The following is a 16,029-nucleotide window of genomic DNA, read 5'->3' as shown; positions in this document are numbered from 1 at the left end:
CTGCCGTCAGATAAGTTTAGCCTACCACATTTTCGCCGTCGACGCTTTGACTGCGACGCGGCAGCCAGAGGATGACCCCGACCAAAGCGGCAATGCCTAACAGTACAATCCAATCCAGCAGCGAGGCGGTTTGGAGACCATTGATGGCACTGTTAAACAGATCAAGGGCATACGTCCCTGGCAACAGATAGCGCACGAACCGGTAGAAGCCAGACAGCATCGCACTTGGCAGCAAGCCACCAGAGGCAATGAGTTGGAGGAACAAAATCACGAGCGTCGCCAGGACGCCGAGCGTGCCGAACCAGCGGTCGAAGGCGAAGATAATCATGGTGAACAAGCCGCCAGTGGCAAATAAGGCTAAGAAGTAAACCACTGGACTAGCAATCGCCACGCCCATTGCTGCCGTTAACAGCGCAATGCCCAGGGCTTGCAGCGCCACCGCCAAAGCCACTACCGCAGCGCGCTTCAGCAGCGGCTGGCTGGCAAAGGACTTGCTGTAGCGACCAAAGCCCAGTTCGGTGAGCAGGGCCGCAATGAAGGAAACCATCAAAATCACCACTGGCGCCAGCACGCTGAGCAATGGCTTGGCCAGCGGATCAGCTTGGGTTTGGTTGGCGACTGGAGAAACGAAATGATCGACATTCGCACTCCCGGTGTTCAGCCCTTTGACCTGACTCGCCCCTTCGCCAAGTTTGACGTTAAGTTCCGTCACCCCAGCCGCCACTTGCTTGCTGCCATCTTGCAGCTGGGTGGTGCCATCGGTGTACTGGGTTAAGCCATCAATCAACCCCACTTGAGTCTTGGTACCGGTGAGCCCAGTGTAGAGCTGGGCCAAGCCGCTGTGCAATTGATCTAGGCCGCCGCCAAGCTGCGAAGACCCATCAGCCAGCTTGGTCGCCCCTTGCACTGCGCCCATGGTGCTGGTGGTATTGCCGGTGCGGGTCAAACCCGCTTGCACTTCATTCAGGCCGGCGGTCAAGGTGTTAATCGCTTGCCGGACCCCGGCAGCCAAAGCTGGTGCACCATTTTGCTTGTCATTCAGCTGGTTAACCCCATCTTTTAGGGTGTTCATGTTGTTGTGCAGCGTGGTCAGGAGTTCGCCCAGCGCTGGCAGCGCCGCGCCAGTTTTGGTCAAGGCGTCTTTCATCTTCATGGCGTGAATGCCGCCGACCATCAATTGGGCGGCAACGGCGTTCATTTCCTTTTCGCCTGACTTCATCGAGGTCTCCACGCCCAGCAATTCTTTCAGCTTATCGGGATGCGTGATGAAGAACTTCATGACGCCGCTATCACTCATCATTGAACTCTTCAGGTCGGTGAGCGCGGCCCCCACTGAAGTGAAGTCATCGCCTGCCGCCTTGAGCTGGGAGGCTGCAGAGTTAGCTGCAGTTTGGTCAAAAATCGCTGCGTTTAAGCCTAGTAGACCAGCTTGCAATGCCTTGGCATTGTCGCCTAAGCCTTGGACGTTGGCGGCAATATCGCCATCCAGCTTGGTCATTTTGGGATCATTGACCCCAGCGGCCAATTGCGCGGTGCCGTTAGTCAAAGTGGTCAACGCTTCGTCCAGCCGGGCGAGGTCTGGCGCGCCGGCCTTGAGTTGCCCTTGAATTTGGGCAGCTGCTTGCCGCAAGCTGGCGGCCAAGGTCGTTGCGCCGCTGGTGACTTGCTGGTTCCCGGCGAGCAATTGATTATTGCCATCAATGATTTGCTCGACCCCGTCAGCCATTTGCACGGCGCCGCCGGTCAATGTGTCATTGTTGGCCGTCAGGGTATCAAAGCCATCACTGATTTGATCGGTACCGGCTTTGAGCTGCTGGGTGCCATCATGGGCCTGATCGACCCCATCAGCCAGCTGCTTAATCGCCGCCAAAGCGGTCGCATCATAAGCCTGTTGCACATTTTGAACCACCTGCGCCTGCAGCTTCTCGGCCACGGTTTCGGTAATCATGTGCGAGGCGAAATTGTTATGCGCAGAGAGCGCGACTTGAATCGTGCTTTTCTGCGGATTCTTCGCCAACGCTGTCGTCACGTTGCGGGAAAAGTCCTTGGGCAGCGTCACCTTCATCAGGTAAGTGCCGTTTTTCAGATTCTTATCGGCCACCGCGGCAGAAACAAAATGCCACGTCACGTCCTTGTTGTGCTTGAGCTTCGCTTGGACGTCTTGTCCGGCGTGGACTGTTGTGTCCTGGAATGTCGCGGACTGGTCATTGTTCACTACTGCCACATTGATATGCTTCGTCGAATTCGTTTGCTCATAATCGACAAACTGAAGCGCAATGTAGAGCACTAGCAACGGGATCAACACGATCATTGCGAGTAATAACGCAAAGCGACCCCGAGATTTAAGAGCTTGCATGTCTGACACCACCTGAAAAGTTTTTGTCAATGGTATATATTGTCAATGCCATTGACATATTGACGATTTTACTGAAAATCAAGCCGATGTCAACGCACAAGGCTTAAAATAACGGTGTTCTTCAGCGGGTGAGGTCAAATAAAAACCGGCGTGACAGGTTTTGTCAACGCCGGTGGTGGTTATAAATTACTTTTGATTTGATCAGTAGCGGGGCCTTCAGCCTCTTTCTGCTTGGCTTCTTCGGCGGCGCGCAGAGTCAATACTTCGTCATACGTGATGGTCGGCAGCTGAATGCGGAACACCGAACCGGACCCCACCACGGAATCGACTGAAATCGACCCGTGATAGCTTTCAATCAGTTGCTGGGCAATCGACAGGCCTAATCCGTTACCGCCTTTTTCGCGGCTGCGAGCCTTATCCACCCGGTAGAAGCGGTTGAAGACGCGTTCGCGATCCTTCGGGGTAATCCCTTCGCCAAAGTCCTGTACCGCCAGGGCCACGCCGTCACTATCCAGTGCCGCCGAAACATGCAGCTCCTTGCGGTCACGGGAGTACTTGACCCCGTTATCCAGCAAGATGATCAAGATCTGCTCCAAGTGGTTGCGATACATCCGGACGTACACTTCCCCTGGCAAATCGTTGTCTAAGGTGAACACAAAGTCGGGATGAATCATGCGAAAATCATTGACCACCTGCTCAACGGTTTGATTGAGATCCGCCGTTGCATTGGGGAACTGAACATCCACTTGGTCCGCACGGGTCAGCTCCAGCATTTCTTGAATCAGACTCTTCATCCGCTTCACTTCTTGCAGCGACGCGGTCAACGATTCATCGAGTACTTCAGGATCGTCTTTCCCCCAACGGTTCAGCAGCTGCAAGTGCCCTTCCAGCACGGCCACCGGGGTGCGCAGCTCATGCGACACATCCTGCACGAATTCGCCTTGCTGATCAATGAACCGCTGAATGCGATCCAGCATGCCGTTAAATTCATCCACCAGGTCCGACAACTCGTCATTGCGTTGCAGCGGCGGAATCCGCACACTGCTTTGCGGCTCGTCATTGACCTCGTCGATGGTGTTGGTAATCAGCTTAATCGGTTTCAAGAACCGCCGGGCCAAGAAGAATCCGACCAAGGTGGACACCAGAAGCGCGACGACCGCCAAGGCGGCGATAATTTCCCAAATCTGCTTCATGGTGGCATAAAACGCCGTCATGTGGTCGGTCACTTGCAGATAGCCAATCATTTTACCATTTTCGCTGGACACAATCGGCGCCCGGGCCAACATCCCCCGGAAGCGGCCGTTATCCACCATTTTGATGGTGGTATGTTTCACTTTGGTCAGCGGTTCGTCACTTTCCCGCGAGGTGAAAATTTTGTGGCCATCGCGATCATAAATCGCGAGCGACATATCATCGCGTGACACTTTTTGAATCACGGAATCGTCAAACACACTTCCCTGTGCTTGCCCGGTGATGGAGCCATCTGGCAAACGGGTTTGACTGCTTGATTCGATCCGTGGGAGCACCGTTTCATGGGTCAAGTTTGTCGTGACTGGGGCTAGCCGCAACTCGACGGCACTAATCGTCTCCTTGATGGTGCCTTGCTCCTGATTGATCAAAATCTGACGCATCAGGGTGACCAGCATCACCGAAAAAACAATAAACGTGAAAAAGATGCCCACTGCAACAACGGCTGTCCACTTGAATGCAAGGGGCAGCCGTCGTTTGGTATGAGGCTCAGGCTGGTCTGCCATTAGGAGCGCATCACGTAGCCGGTGCCCCGAACCGTCTGAATGTAGCTAGGTTCCCCTGGCCGATCGATCTTATTGCGGATATAACGGACGTAGACGTCCACGACGTTGGTTTCAACATCCGAGTTATAACCCCAGACCTTAGACAACAACACGTCGCGAGCCAGCACGACATTGATGTTTTCCATCAAGGTCAAAAGCAGTTCATATTCACGCTTGGTCAGCTCGATGATGTCATCCCCGCGCCGCACCACGCGATTTTCCTTTTCGATGGTCAAATCACGGTAGGTAATCGTCGTTTGCTTGGCAGCGTTATGTTCGCCTTCAATGCTGATGCGCCGCAGCAGCGCACGGAGCCGAGCGAGGAGCTCTTCAATGGCAAAAGGCTTGACGATATAGTCATCGGCCCCATGATCCAACCCGGAAACGCGATCAATCACGGAATCCCGCGCCGTCATCATGATGATGGGGGTGTTTTTGACCTGCCGCACGCGCCGGCAAACTTCCAGCCCGTTCAGCTCTGGGAGCATCAAATCAAGCAAGATGGCATCCCAGTCTTCAGACAAGGCCGCCTCTAGGCCTGTCCGGCCGTTAAAGTGTACGGCCGTTTCATACCCTTCGTGCTTCAATTCAAGTTCAACGAAGCGCGCTAGGTTTTTCTCATCTTCAATAATTAAAATTCGGCTCATAACGTGTACTCCTTAATCTGTTGTGCTCACCGGGCCACTTCTCATACTGGATGGACCCAACGGTAACTTTTTCTCATTCTTACATTTGCTTTGTCATTCTACCATAGTTAACGGGCAGATGCTATCACATCAGTTTTTAACTTTATCATCCTTAAGGAAACTATGAGAATTAGGATTATGCCGCATTGGTATATACCTTTATTAGGAATTTTCATTTTGATAATTGTGTGTTACACAAAGGTATAGTCCAATAGCGAAAAGAAAAAGACGTTACCACCTCAACCAATGGGTCAGGCGGTAACGTCTCTAAAAGCGGTTTATTGTTCCGTGTACCAGGAATAGTGGAAAATTCCGTCACGATCCACGCGCTGATACGTGTGGGCCCCGAAGTAGTCGCGCTGTGCTTGGGTCAGGTTAGCTGGCAGCACCGCACTGCGATATTGATCGTAGTACGAAATGGCAGCGGCAAACCCTGGCACTGGTACGCCGGCTTTAACGGCGAAGCCAACCAAATCGCGGACACTTTCTTGATAGTTCTTAGCAATGTCCTTGAAGTAGTCATCCAGCAGCAGGTTCTTCAAATCAGGCGCCTTGGTGTAGGCATCCGTGATGTTTTGCAAGAACTTCGCCCGAATGATGCAACCAGCCCGCCAGATTTGAGCCAGTTCGCCGTATTGCAAGTTCCAGTCGTAGTGCTCGGAAGCCACGCGCATCTGCTCGAAGCCTTGGGCATAGCTCATCAACTTGGAGAAGTACAAAGCCTTACGAATGAGTTCAATCGTCGCCTTTTTATCTTCAAAGGTGACATTGCCCACTGGCTTTGGCAGGACCTTGCTGGCCGCCACCCGTTCGTCCTTCATGGCACTAATGTAGCGCGCATACAGCGATTCGGTGATGACACTTTGCGGCACGCCGAGTTCAGCGGCAGACTGGGAAGACCACTTGCCAGTCCCTTTATTGCCGGCGGCATCCAAAATCATATCGACCATCGGCTTGCCGGAACCCAGGTCATCTTTACGCGTCAAAATGTCGGCAGTGATGTCAATCAGGTAAGAGCTCAGTTCGCCTTCGCTCCATTCCTTGAAGACGTCAGCGATTTCGTCAACCGACATCCCCAGCATGGTGCGCATCACATTATAGCTTTCAGCGATCAATTCCATATCGCCATATTCAATGCCGTTGTGCACCATTTTGACATAGTGGCCGGCGCCATTCGGGCCGATGTAGGTGACACATGGCTTGCCATCTTCGTCTGCTTTAGCGGCGATTTGTTCCAGGATTGGGGCCACCAAATCATAAGCCTCTTTTTGACCGCCTGGCATCAAAGAAGGCCCTTGCAAGGCGCCTAATTCGCCACCGGAAACGCCCATGCCGATGAAGTTAATGCCGGATTTGTCCAGCTCCTTGCTGCGGCGCATGGTGTCTTCAAAGAAGGTATTCCCACCATCAATCAGCACGTCACCTTTGTCCAGCAGTGGCAGCAATTCTGCAATCACGGCATCGGTACCGGCACCCGCTTTGACCATCATCACGATGCGCCGCGGCTTTTCCAGTGAGTTGACAAAGTCTTCAACTGTGTAGCTTGGGACCAAATGCTTTTCTGGGTGATCCGTCACCACTTTTTCGGTTTTGCTGCCGGTGCGGTTGTAGATTGCGACCGTATAGCCCCGGCTTTCAATGTTCAGGGCCAGGTTTTTACCCATGACCGCCATGCCGATAACGCCAATAGTTGGTGTTTCCATTAGATTGCCTCCTAAACGGTAGTAGAAGCTGCCGTTATTATGAATTCGTTTAAAAGCCATTACATGGTTATGTTAGCAAAGTTGGCGTCAGTTTTAAAGTGACGCTGGCCAGTTACTTTTGCTTGTCATCATCATCGGGAAACAAGCCTTTAAGCTTTTCAAACGCTGGATTCGGGCGGTCTTGCTCCTGCTCTTTGGCAAAATCATCCTCACCCATGACCGTCCAGTTGTCGCCTTTGGGCATAATGCCTTGTGCTGCTTCTTCAGGGGTCAACACCTGCATCGGAATACTCAGCAACACATGGTCGGCAATGGCCGGATGCAAATCCAGGGTGTCGCCGTCAAGGTCCAGCACGAGCTGGCCATCTTCGTACTTATCTTTGTGCGTCTCATCGGTCAGATACACTTCACTAAAAGTGAAATCTAGCGGTAAAACCACCGGCTGCAAGCTCCGGGTGGACGGCACCGTCAGCTTACCACCTAACGTCACGCTGACCAAAATATCGCCGTCGTCGAAGCTGACATAACCGTCAGCCTCAACTGGGGTGACATCGAGAATTTCGGGATCGCGTTCCATCAGCTCCTGCTTCAAATCCAGGGTCTCGGTGAAATGCAGTGGCGTCTGGCGGTATTTGGCCAGCTCACTTAATGTCCATTTAAGCATATTGTCTCCTTATTTCATCAGGGGGATGCGGCCATAATTTTGGCGCGTTCCCACCAGCGTTTCATATAAATTATCCGCCCGCTGCTGCGCATACATCAGGCCACCTGGCGCAATCATGTCAGCGGCCACCTTGGTGATCAGAGGGAGCGAAACCTCTTTCTTGACCGCATTCAGATAGGCGCGGCCGGCTGCGGTAAACCCCAGCACGTGCAAATAGCGGTGAGCAGCAGCGTCAGCCGCGACGGCCGCAGTCAGATTCAGCGTGACATACAGACACAGTCGCCGCATGCGGGCAAAGGTGTAGCGCTTGGATTTGATTTGCGCCATGTAGCTGGCAAAATCCTTTGCGCCTGCCAACTGTTGCGTCAGGCGATACTCCAGGCCTTCACTCATGGTGTATATCTGCCGCAGCGCCGCGAGATCGGCGGTTTGAAGCCGATAGCGCAGCAGTGGAAACAAATCATCCCAAGTCTGGAGCCGCTCTGCCAGCCCTGCGGCCATGGCCGGCGGCACCAAAGCCGCAACCGACTCCCCTGCCGCTACCCGCTGGCGAATCGCACTGCCGCTAGCAAAATTGCCATGGGCTTGAGTCGTATCATGCCCTACCCCTCGCCGCGCAAAAGGCAATAACTTCATTGGTTGTGGTTGCGCCAGCGCGGCTTGGGCATAACTCAACCCCAGCAGTAAGTTCGGCGCGGTCAAGCTCACGCCTGCCGTTTGCTGATAATAATGATTCAGCTGCGTGGCATAGGTCTCGGTGAAGTCTTGGAACAGGGTTTTACTTGGCGGCGCCGCGGCCACGGCCTGGGCCAGCCCCAGATAATCTATCTCAGGTGCCTCGCTGCCAAAGGCCAGCTGCTCCACGCCTAGCGCTGTCAGTAGCGCCACTGCGCCAGTCGCAAAGCCATCGGCAGCCTGCACCGCATCTGTGGTAGGCAGTTCCACCACCAGATCCGCGCCGCTGACCAGCGCCGCCTGGGCGCGGGTCCATTTGTCGACCAGCGCGGGCTCGCCGCGCTGCACATAGTTGCCTGACATCACCACCACCACCACATCGGCTTGGCCCAGCTGCCGCGCTTGCTTTAAGGCATAGACATGGCCATTGTGGAGCGGGTTGAATTCAGCAATCATTCCAACCGCGCGCATATCATCCCTTCTTTGCGTGAAAGAACCAGCGAGTGCTATCAGGTGCCACCGCACCGGTGCCAAAATCTGCTGTCACTTCAATGTCTGTAAAGCCCGCGGCCTTGAGCGCTTTTTCGTAATCAGCAATCGGGTAAGTGCGCTCCTCATGGGTTTCGATCAGCGGATGATAGGCATCGATGGCTTCATCGTAAACGAAGAAGGTCAAATCATGGGAGGCAGAATGTGGCACCTCACCGGCGTAACTATGCCACAAAAAGGCATAATCTTCGGTCTGGTAATTGTACATGTAACCTGGGAACAAATCATCCATCTGGTGTAGCGAATGCGCATCAAACATGAAGTCCCCGCCTTGCGGCAAATGGGCCGCCACCTGCTTAAACACCGCCGTCACACTAGCCAAATCCGGCATGTAGCAAATCGAATCATCAAAGCAAGTCACCACTGGGTATTCGCCAAGCGCGCTTAAATCGCGCATATCGCCTTGAATTAGGGGCAGCTGCACGCCTTTGGCAGCCAGCTTGGCATCGGCTAAGGCCAACATTTCGTTGGACAAATCAAAGACGGTCGGCTGATAGCCGGCCGCCGCCAATAACCCGGCCAAGCTGCCGGAGCCGCCGGCAAGCTCAAGCACCGGTTGCGGCGCCACGCGCGCCTGCACATAGTCGCGCCACTTCAGATACAGCGACTCGTCCATCAAGGTGTCATACACCTGCGCAAAGGTAGCGTAAATCATGCGTTGACCCAGTTTGACACGTCAACCAGTGGCGCCTGTTGCCACAGCTTTTCCAAGTTATAGAATTGCCGTTCTTCTGGGGTGAAGACATTGACCACGACATCCCCGAAGTCCATCAAAATCCACTTGGATTCTTTGTTCCCTTCGATGCGCGGGTCAACGCCACCAGCGGCTTTGACCTGCGTTTCAATTTCATCGACAATGGCTTGCACCTGGCGCGTTGAGCCGGCACTCATGATCACAAAGTAATCCGCCAACAAGGAGACCTTGGTCATATCCAAGGCCACAATGTCCTCAGCCCGTTTTTCATCAGCCGCGTGAACGGCAGTTTGCAGTAATGCTTTGGTATCCAGAATAAACCCTCCTTAAGGTGAGGCGCAGGTTAGGCCCGCGCTGCTTGTGTTTTCTTCAAAAAAGCATTGTAGGTCAGCAGCGTTTTCGGATAAACCGTCAGCTCGCTGCTAATCAAGTATTGCAAGGTATTTTTCATTTCAATGAAGCTGGCCAGCTCGAGGTTAGTTTCTGCCGCCCGACGCGCTTGAACTTCCGCGTCTAAGGTGCGAGCTGGTTCAATAAAGTCCGCAACGAAAATGATCTGGTCCAGCACGGTCATGTCGGGATCGCCAGTGGTATGGCGCTCAATGGCCTGGAGCACCGCATGATCCATGATGCCAGTTTCGGTTTTGATGAACCAAGTGCCAACAATGCCATGCCAGACGCCGCGATTGTACTGCAGCAAGGCCGGATCAAAGCCATTTTCAACAATCACCCGCCGGTATTCTTCCACCGGAATCTGCTTGGCATAATCATGCAGTAGACCGGCTAAACCAGCGCGATCCACATCGGCATCGAAGCGCTGGGCCAGCTGCCGAGCCGTGGTTTCAACGCGCAGACAGTGCTGAAAGCGGGCGTCATCTAGCCGATTTTGTAAATGATTGAGCAGCTCAGCGCGAGACAACCCTTGCGTGAGACTTTGCGGATATTCAATGTTCGTCAAGATACAACCCTTCTTTCTCGATATAATTCCGGACACAATCTGGCACCAGGTAACGAATGCTTTGTCCGGTTCTGATTTTGGTGCGAATCTGACTGGAAGAAATCTCAATGGTGGGGGCATCGACCCAGGTAATCGGATACGGGCTAGTGGGCGCAAAGCCGCGGCGCTTGACGCCGACGAAATGCACCAGCTTCAGGAGTTCATCAATGGCGCGCCATTTGGGCAAGTAATTCACCATATCGGCGCCGATGATGAAGAAGTAATCGGTATCCGGATGGGTTTTGGTGAGCTGGCGCATGGTATCAATGGAATAGCTGACCCCGCCGCGCTGCACTTCAATCAATTCCAGCCCAAACATGGGATTGTCGTGAATTGCCGCTTGCAGCATCTCAACGCGCTGCGGCGCCGGGATGGCTTCTTTATGATCGACATGCGGCGGCAAATTATCCGGCATAAACAGGACTTTGCTTAAGCCCAACTGGGTGCCCACGGTTTCCGCCATGATCAAATGCCCCAGGTGAACGGGATTAAACGTGCCACCGAGCAGGCCGACTTGTTTGCGCCGCGGCCCCAGAATCTGTTCACTGACCTCTTCGGTAATCACCGGTTGGCGCAGATGTGTTTGTAGCGTGTTGGTCACAGTCTCACCCCAATTTGGCCACTTCAACAGAGAGTTTCTGATGCTCTTCTTTAGTGGCCTTACGGTACATTAGCACCGTCCGGCCAATGGTTTGGGCGACCTGGGCACCTGGAATGGTGCGGGCTAAAAAGGCCCCGACCTGCGCCGGCGTTTCCTCTGCGGTTTGGAGCAGGGAAATTTTCACTAATTCGCGGGCTTCCAAGGCTTTGGCCACCCCATCGACGAACTGATCTGAAAGCCCATTTTTACCTAGTGAGACTAACGGGCGCATCGTATTAGCGCGACTGCGCAAAAAGCGTTTTTGTTTTCCTGTTAACATGCTGACCTCCTAAATCAAAGCCTTGCGCAATAAGACGTCGACCCCTTCCGGCGCATAGCCGGCAACCGTCGCTCCAGCTGGCACCACCACCCAGCCGAGCCCGGCAATCACAAGATCCGATTTTCCCTTCGGCGTAAACTCAAAGCGCGCCAGTGGCGGGAAAGTGGCCAAATCTTCGGCCCGCGGCGGGCTGAGCAAGTCGCCGCGATGCTTTTCGTAAAAGGCATCCGCATTGGCCAGCTTCGTCCGGTGAAGCAACAGCTGATTATCGGCATACACCGTAAAGCCTGACTTTGGCCCGCGCAAGTAATCAAAGCGCGCTAACCCGGCAAAGAACAAGGTCTGGCCGGCGTTAAGTTGGAACACTGTGGGGCGAATCGGCTTAGTCGGCGCCACCAGCTGGAGATCCTTGGGATTAACGTAATGCGCCATTTGGTGGCGGTGAATAATCCCTGGGGTGTCAATTAAGAAATGGCCATCCGCCAGCGGAATTTGAATGCGGTCCAGTGTGGTGCCGGGAAAGCGTGAGGTGGTAATCAAGTCGCCCATCCCATTTTCATCTTTGATGATACGGTTGATCAAAGTCGACTTCCCAGTGTTCGTCACCCCGACCACATAGACATCACGATGCTCACGGTACTGCTCAATCAGCGCCAGGAGGTCATCCAGATTGCGGCCTTTCTTCGCGCTGGTTAACAGCGTCGCCACTGGCCGCAAGCCTTGAGCATGAGCGGCCTGGGTCAACCAATTGGTGACCCGCCGTTCATTAATGGATTTGGGTAAAACGTCTGCTTTGTTACCGACCAAAATCACCGGATTGTCGCCGACAAAGCGATGAAGGCCGGGAATGACGCTGCCATTGAAGTCGAAAATATCAACCACATTGACAATCAAGGCGTCGCTTTCCCCGATTTTATTCAGTAAGCGCAAAAAATCGTCGTCGGTCAACTCGACTGGCGCGATTTCGTTGTAATGCCGCAGCCGGAAACAGCGCTGGCAATAAATATCCTCGCCGTCATCAGCCTTGGCTAAACTACTGGCCGGCAAGTAGCCCGCAGCCTTGGGGTCCGTTGTCTGCAGCTTGGCGCCGCAACCAATGCAATAAAGCGCGTCATCAGTGTTTGCCATTCAATTCCTCCGCATAATCAATGAGATGGTGTTTGTTCATTCGTTTCATGATGCGCCGCTCAAAAAAGCGGTTAATGCGCGTATTCCAGGCGTCCGTTTCAATCAGGGGCTGGACCAAGATGGTGCGCACGCCAGCCGCGTTGCCGCCAGCGATATCGGTCATCAACTGATCACCGACCATGACCACCTCGGCTTTCGTCAAGCTAAGCTGGCGAACGGCGCGGTTGATGCCAGTGGGTAGTGGTTTCAAAGCCCGCGAAACGAAGGGTAATTCCAACTTAGCCAAAGCCCGCGCGATGCGGTCCGCATTGTTATTGGAGACCACCATCACGGTAATGCCGGCGTTTTTCATTTCGCTGAGCCACTGCCGCAACTGCGGGGTACCGTCTGGATTGTTCCAGGCGATCAAGGTATTATCCAGATCCGTCAACACCGCGCGAATCCCTTCTCGTTTCAATTGTGCTGGGGTCAGATTATAAATCGCTTTGATTGCCCATGTCGGTTCAAACAGTGCCACCAGGCCGCCTCCTTCATATGTTCCATAGTCCTTAATAGTATAGTCGATTTAAGCGCGAAATGCACGGCACGCTGAACAGGCTGCGGAGGCCGGCGGGCTTAGTCCGACGAGTAGCCTAGCCTGAAGCATTGCCAGCGTTTTTTGCTGGCGAGGCTTCAGGCGTAGCTAATCGCTCGGACGTTGTTGACCGGAGCGCAACTCGGCTGTGTAGTGAGGCTGCACTTAGCCGGATGAGTAGCCTAGCCTCAAGTATTGCCATCGTTTTTTGATGGCGATGCTTGAGGCGTAGCTAATCACGCCGGCGTTGGCCTCACGCAGCGCAACTAGGCTGCGGAGGTCGGCGGGCTTATTCCGACGAGTAGCCTCGGGTTTGGCATCGGCTGCCGGGCAGACCAGCCTCCGCCGGCATGGGCTGGAACGTGGTGGCCAGCGCTTTGAGCCTCTGCGAGTCTCAAAGTCGCGGCTTGTTCTAAGCCAACTTAGACCGTTGGCTAAGAACAATTTCACCACTGAGCCCATGCCGGCTCCGGCTGTTCTGCCCTACTTCGAAAATGGTCGGTTATGTTGGATCACACCCAGGCTAAAAGAAGTACGTATTTCGCCTAGAAAAAACATGTCTCATTTATGTTCATGGTAAACATGGGTCAAAGCGACTGAGCGAGGTGCACATCGCTAGCAGGCCCACTGTTGCCGCGCTATCATAAGAGTAACGACCTTGGCTTTAATCAAGTGCTGCGATATACTTATTAATAATAAGTAACTAGAGGGGGCATGGGGCATGAACTATTCTTTACACCACGTTTCGCTTTTGACCGGTGATGCGGCGGCAACGGTCGCTTTTTATACCCAGCAACTTGGTTTACGGCTGGTCAAGCAAACCGTGAATCAAGAGAACTGGCGCATGCCGCATTTGTTCTTCGGGGATGCGATGGGCACGCCGGGCACTGTCATCACGTTCTTTGTCATCAATCATCTTGGACCGCGCTATGATGGCACCAGTTATATGGACACCCTGTCGTTGGCCATTCCCGCTGGCAGTGCCAAATTTTGGCAGCAGCGTCTGGGAGGCCTGACAGTGCAAGATCCTAATGGCGTGACCGTCACCTTAGTGGAAACCCCAGCGCACAGCCAAGCGCCCGTTCAAAATGAAATTCCAGCGGTTAATCAAATTAGCGGCCTGGCTGGCAGTGCGCTGCGGGTCCCTGACCCGACGGCCACGAGGCAGTTCTTTGCGCAACTACTGACCATCCCTGCGTTTGGCGGTGATCTGCAGCTAGGCCAAGACACCATCGCGATTGCCGCTAGTCAGGCGCAAACCAAACATCGCTTTGGCCGCGGTAGCATCGACCATATTGCCCTAGCCGTGGCCGATGCCGAGCAGCTCACGCTTTTAGCCAACCGCACCGAAGCCGCCGGTGGTCAAATTGAAAAACGAGCCGACCGCGGCTGGTTCGAAAGCTTATATGTGAAAGAACCGGGCGGCAATCGTATCGAATTCGCTACGACCGCGCCTGGCTTCACTTTGGACGAGCGAGCGGCTACTTTAGGCACCACGCTTGGCTTACCCCCATTTCTGGAACCGCATCGGGCCGAAATTGCGGCTGGTGTGCCGCAGCTGCCGCTCCAAGTGGTGCCCGCATGAGGCCCCATGAACAGTTCAAGGCCGGGGCCGCTGGTCAGCCGACCCTGCTGTTACTCCACGGCATTGGCGGCACGGAAAATGATTTAATGCCGATTGGCCATTTTTTGGCCCCGCACGCCAGCCTTCTCAGTCTCCGCGGCCAGGTCACCATTCAGGGCCGCACCCAGTTTTTCGCCGCCAGCGCTGAAGCGGCAGCCATCAAGACCCAGGTGGCTTGGCTCACTGAAACAGTTCAAGCTCGCTGCCGGCAGTACCAACTGGACCCGCAGACGATGATTCCAGTTGGCTATTCCAATGGCGCCGATTTTGCCTTAGCAGCACTAGGGTCAGCTTTACCATTCCCCGCCGCAGTCCTGCTGCACCCGACCAGCCCGCTACCGTTAAAGCTACAGCTGGCAGGCAAGGCACTTTGGGCTTCACATGGCGCGCAGGATGAGAAGGTCAGTGCCCCCATCTTTAGGGCTTTGACTCAACAAATCAAGGCCAGTGGCGGTCAGTTAACTGTGTTTCACCATGATCAACGCCATAATCTCAATATTACTGAACTGCGCCAGGCCAAGGCGTGGCTCACTCACTTCATGGAGGTGGCACAATGATTCGTTTTGGCTTTAATCAATATGGGGCGCCGCAGGTTTTTCAAGCCCTGGAAAGCGACCCGCCGCAACCCAAACCGGGGCAAGTCCAGCTCAAAGTGCTGGGCTTTGGCCTCAATCCTTATGATGCGTCGCTGCGCCGCGGTGAACAGGCCCCTTTTCGCAAGCTGAGTTTTCCCATTGTCCCTGGTACCGATGTTTTAGGCTCGGTCACGCAACTCGGCGAAGGCGTCACTGAATTTGCCGTGGGCGATGTGGTCATCAATTATCGCCCGATTGGCGGTTATAGTGAATACGTGACGGCGAGCGTGGGTAAAGTGATCAAAAAGCCAGCACTGCTTGGTGACGCCGCGGCGGCAGGCTTGGGGCAAGTGGGGATTGCCGCTTATTCCATTCTCCAACAACTCAACCTAGCCTCTGGGCAAACCCTAGCGGTGCTTGGGGCCAGCGGCGGGGTCGGCGCACTGGTGGTGCAAATGGCCAAGCATGAAGGCCTGCGCGTCCTCGCCATTGCTGGGTCGGCCAGTCAACCTTATCTTGAAAGCCTCGGGGCTGATCAAGTCGCCACCTATGACGCTGCGCCGAACCTGGCAGCCGCTGATGCGACAGTGAATGCCATCAACGGCGGCGATGACCACGGGTTAGGCAGCGTCATCACTAAGGTCGGTGGCACCTTGCTCACCACAGCCTACCGCACGCCTGATCTGCAGGGTAAAAACCTGAAGCTCATCCAACTCGGTGATGATCGCCCCGCCAAAGCTGAGGTCGTCCTGCCTTATTTAGCGGAGCTGGCAACGACCACTAGCCTCTCAATTCAAATTACCGAACGCTTGCCATTTTCGGTAGCCGGGGTCGTGCAAGGCCATGAACTGCTGGAAACCCATCATGCCCCAGGTAAACTGGTGGTGTTACGTTAAGCGACGCACGCAAAATGCCCTCACATGAAGTGAGAGCATTTTTTTGTTATAGAGGCTTTAGCCGGGCTCGCGCGGGGACGCGCGAGGCTCAAAACCACCCGCTATGCGGGTGGAGTCAAACTGGTTATACGAAAAACTCTCCTTGTCGATTAGAATATGGATGTTCAAGGCCATACTACTTAATCGAAAAGGAGA

16 protein-coding genes are annotated in these 16,029 nt (G+C 54.2%); 3 read left to right on the top strand and 13 right to left on the bottom strand.

Annotated elements, in window-relative coordinates:
- Positions 1 to 16: 16 nt before the first annotated feature.
- The 13 genes from EKM90_RS02775 to EKM90_RS02715 all read right to left on the bottom strand — a co-directional run bounded on the left by EKM90_RS02775 (position 17) and on the right by EKM90_RS02715 (position 12,685).
- Entirely contained in the window at positions 17 to 2,356 is a 2,340-nt protein-coding gene (locus tag EKM90_RS02775; protein ID WP_125579539.1) for a YhgE/Pip domain-containing protein, read from the bottom strand.
- 179 nt (positions 2,357 to 2,535) lie between these two features.
- On the bottom strand, positions 2,536 to 4,110 hold the full coding sequence (locus tag EKM90_RS02770; RefSeq protein WP_125579538.1) for a sensor histidine kinase: 1,575 nt from the start codon (positions 4,108 to 4,110) through the stop codon (positions 2,536 to 2,538).
- A complete protein-coding gene (locus EKM90_RS02765; RefSeq protein ID WP_125579537.1) occupies positions 4,110 to 4,796 on the bottom strand; it encodes a response regulator transcription factor in 687 nt (228 codons plus the stop codon). Before EKM90_RS02765 ends, EKM90_RS02770 begins: the two co-directional genes overlap by 1 nt.
- Before the next feature lie 317 nt (positions 4,797 to 5,113).
- A complete protein-coding gene (gene gndA, locus EKM90_RS02760) occupies positions 5,114 to 6,538 on the bottom strand; it encodes an NADP-dependent phosphogluconate dehydrogenase (RefSeq protein ID WP_125579536.1) in 1,425 nt (474 codons plus the stop codon).
- Between the two features lie 112 nt (positions 6,539 to 6,650).
- A complete protein-coding gene (locus EKM90_RS02755; protein WP_125579535.1) occupies positions 6,651 to 7,202 on the bottom strand; it encodes a YceD family protein in 552 nt (183 codons plus the stop codon).
- A 9-nt stretch (positions 7,203 to 7,211) separates the two neighbouring features.
- A complete protein-coding gene (locus EKM90_RS02750; protein WP_125579534.1) occupies positions 7,212 to 8,348 on the bottom strand; it encodes a nucleotidyltransferase in 1,137 nt (378 codons plus the stop codon).
- Between the two features lies 1 nt (position 8,349).
- Positions 8,350 to 9,081 carry a class I SAM-dependent DNA methyltransferase gene (locus EKM90_RS02745; RefSeq protein WP_125579533.1) on the bottom strand — a complete coding sequence of 244 codons (732 nt, stop codon included), beginning with the start codon at positions 9,079 to 9,081 and terminating at the stop codon, positions 8,350 to 8,352.
- Positions 9,078 to 9,434: a ribosome silencing factor gene (gene rsfS, locus EKM90_RS02740; RefSeq protein WP_404819937.1), complete on the bottom strand. Its 357-nt coding sequence runs from the start codon at positions 9,432 to 9,434 to the stop codon at positions 9,078 to 9,080. The genes EKM90_RS02745 and rsfS overlap by 4 nt, the downstream gene beginning before the upstream one ends.
- A 29-nt stretch (positions 9,435 to 9,463) precedes the next feature.
- Complete coding sequence (yqeK, locus tag EKM90_RS02735; RefSeq protein WP_125579531.1) at positions 9,464 to 10,078, bottom strand: bis(5'-nucleosyl)-tetraphosphatase (symmetrical) YqeK; 615 nt, start codon at positions 10,076 to 10,078, stop codon at positions 9,464 to 9,466.
- On the bottom strand, positions 10,065 to 10,718 hold the full coding sequence (locus EKM90_RS02730; protein WP_125579530.1) for a nicotinate-nucleotide adenylyltransferase: 654 nt from the start codon (positions 10,716 to 10,718) through the stop codon (positions 10,065 to 10,067). Before EKM90_RS02730 ends, yqeK begins: the two co-directional genes overlap by 14 nt.
- Before the next feature lie 4 nt (positions 10,719 to 10,722).
- Positions 10,723 to 11,037, bottom strand: coding sequence for a ribosome assembly RNA-binding protein YhbY (gene yhbY, locus EKM90_RS02725; RefSeq protein WP_125579529.1), 315 nt, complete (start codon positions 11,035 to 11,037; stop codon positions 10,723 to 10,725).
- Between the two features lie 9 nt (positions 11,038 to 11,046).
- On the bottom strand, positions 11,047 to 12,165 hold the full coding sequence (gene yqeH / locus EKM90_RS02720) for a ribosome biogenesis GTPase YqeH (RefSeq protein WP_125579528.1): 1,119 nt from the start codon (positions 12,163 to 12,165) through the stop codon (positions 11,047 to 11,049).
- A complete protein-coding gene (locus EKM90_RS02715) occupies positions 12,152 to 12,685 on the bottom strand; it encodes a YqeG family HAD IIIA-type phosphatase (protein WP_404819936.1) in 534 nt (177 codons plus the stop codon). The genes yqeH and EKM90_RS02715 overlap by 14 nt, the downstream gene beginning before the upstream one ends.
- 775 nt (positions 12,686 to 13,460) lie before the next feature.
- On the opposite strand from EKM90_RS02715, the gene EKM90_RS02710 reads away from it, so the two are divergent.
- Genes EKM90_RS02710 through EKM90_RS02700 form a run of 3 tightly spaced genes read left to right on the top strand, consistent with a single transcriptional unit; the run spans position 13,461 to position 15,834 of the window.
- Positions 13,461 to 14,324, top strand: coding sequence for a VOC family protein (locus EKM90_RS02710; protein ID WP_125579526.1), 864 nt, complete (start codon positions 13,461 to 13,463; stop codon positions 14,322 to 14,324).
- A complete protein-coding gene (locus EKM90_RS02705) occupies positions 14,321 to 14,920 on the top strand; it encodes an alpha/beta hydrolase (protein ID WP_125579525.1) in 600 nt (199 codons plus the stop codon). Before EKM90_RS02710 ends, EKM90_RS02705 begins: the two co-directional genes overlap by 4 nt.
- Positions 14,917 to 15,834 (top strand): NADP-dependent oxidoreductase, encoded by a 918-nt coding sequence (locus tag EKM90_RS02700; protein ID WP_125579524.1) that lies wholly within the window; start codon positions 14,917 to 14,919, stop codon positions 15,832 to 15,834. The genes EKM90_RS02705 and EKM90_RS02700 overlap by 4 nt, the downstream gene beginning before the upstream one ends.
- The last annotated feature ends 195 nt before the right edge of the window (positions 15,835 to 16,029 follow it).

The organism is Lacticaseibacillus suibinensis (assembly GCF_003946175.1).
GTDB classification, from domain to species: domain Bacteria; phylum Bacillota; class Bacilli; order Lactobacillales; family Lactobacillaceae; genus Lacticaseibacillus; species Lacticaseibacillus suibinensis.
This window is presented reverse-complemented; position numbering and strand designations above follow the sequence as displayed.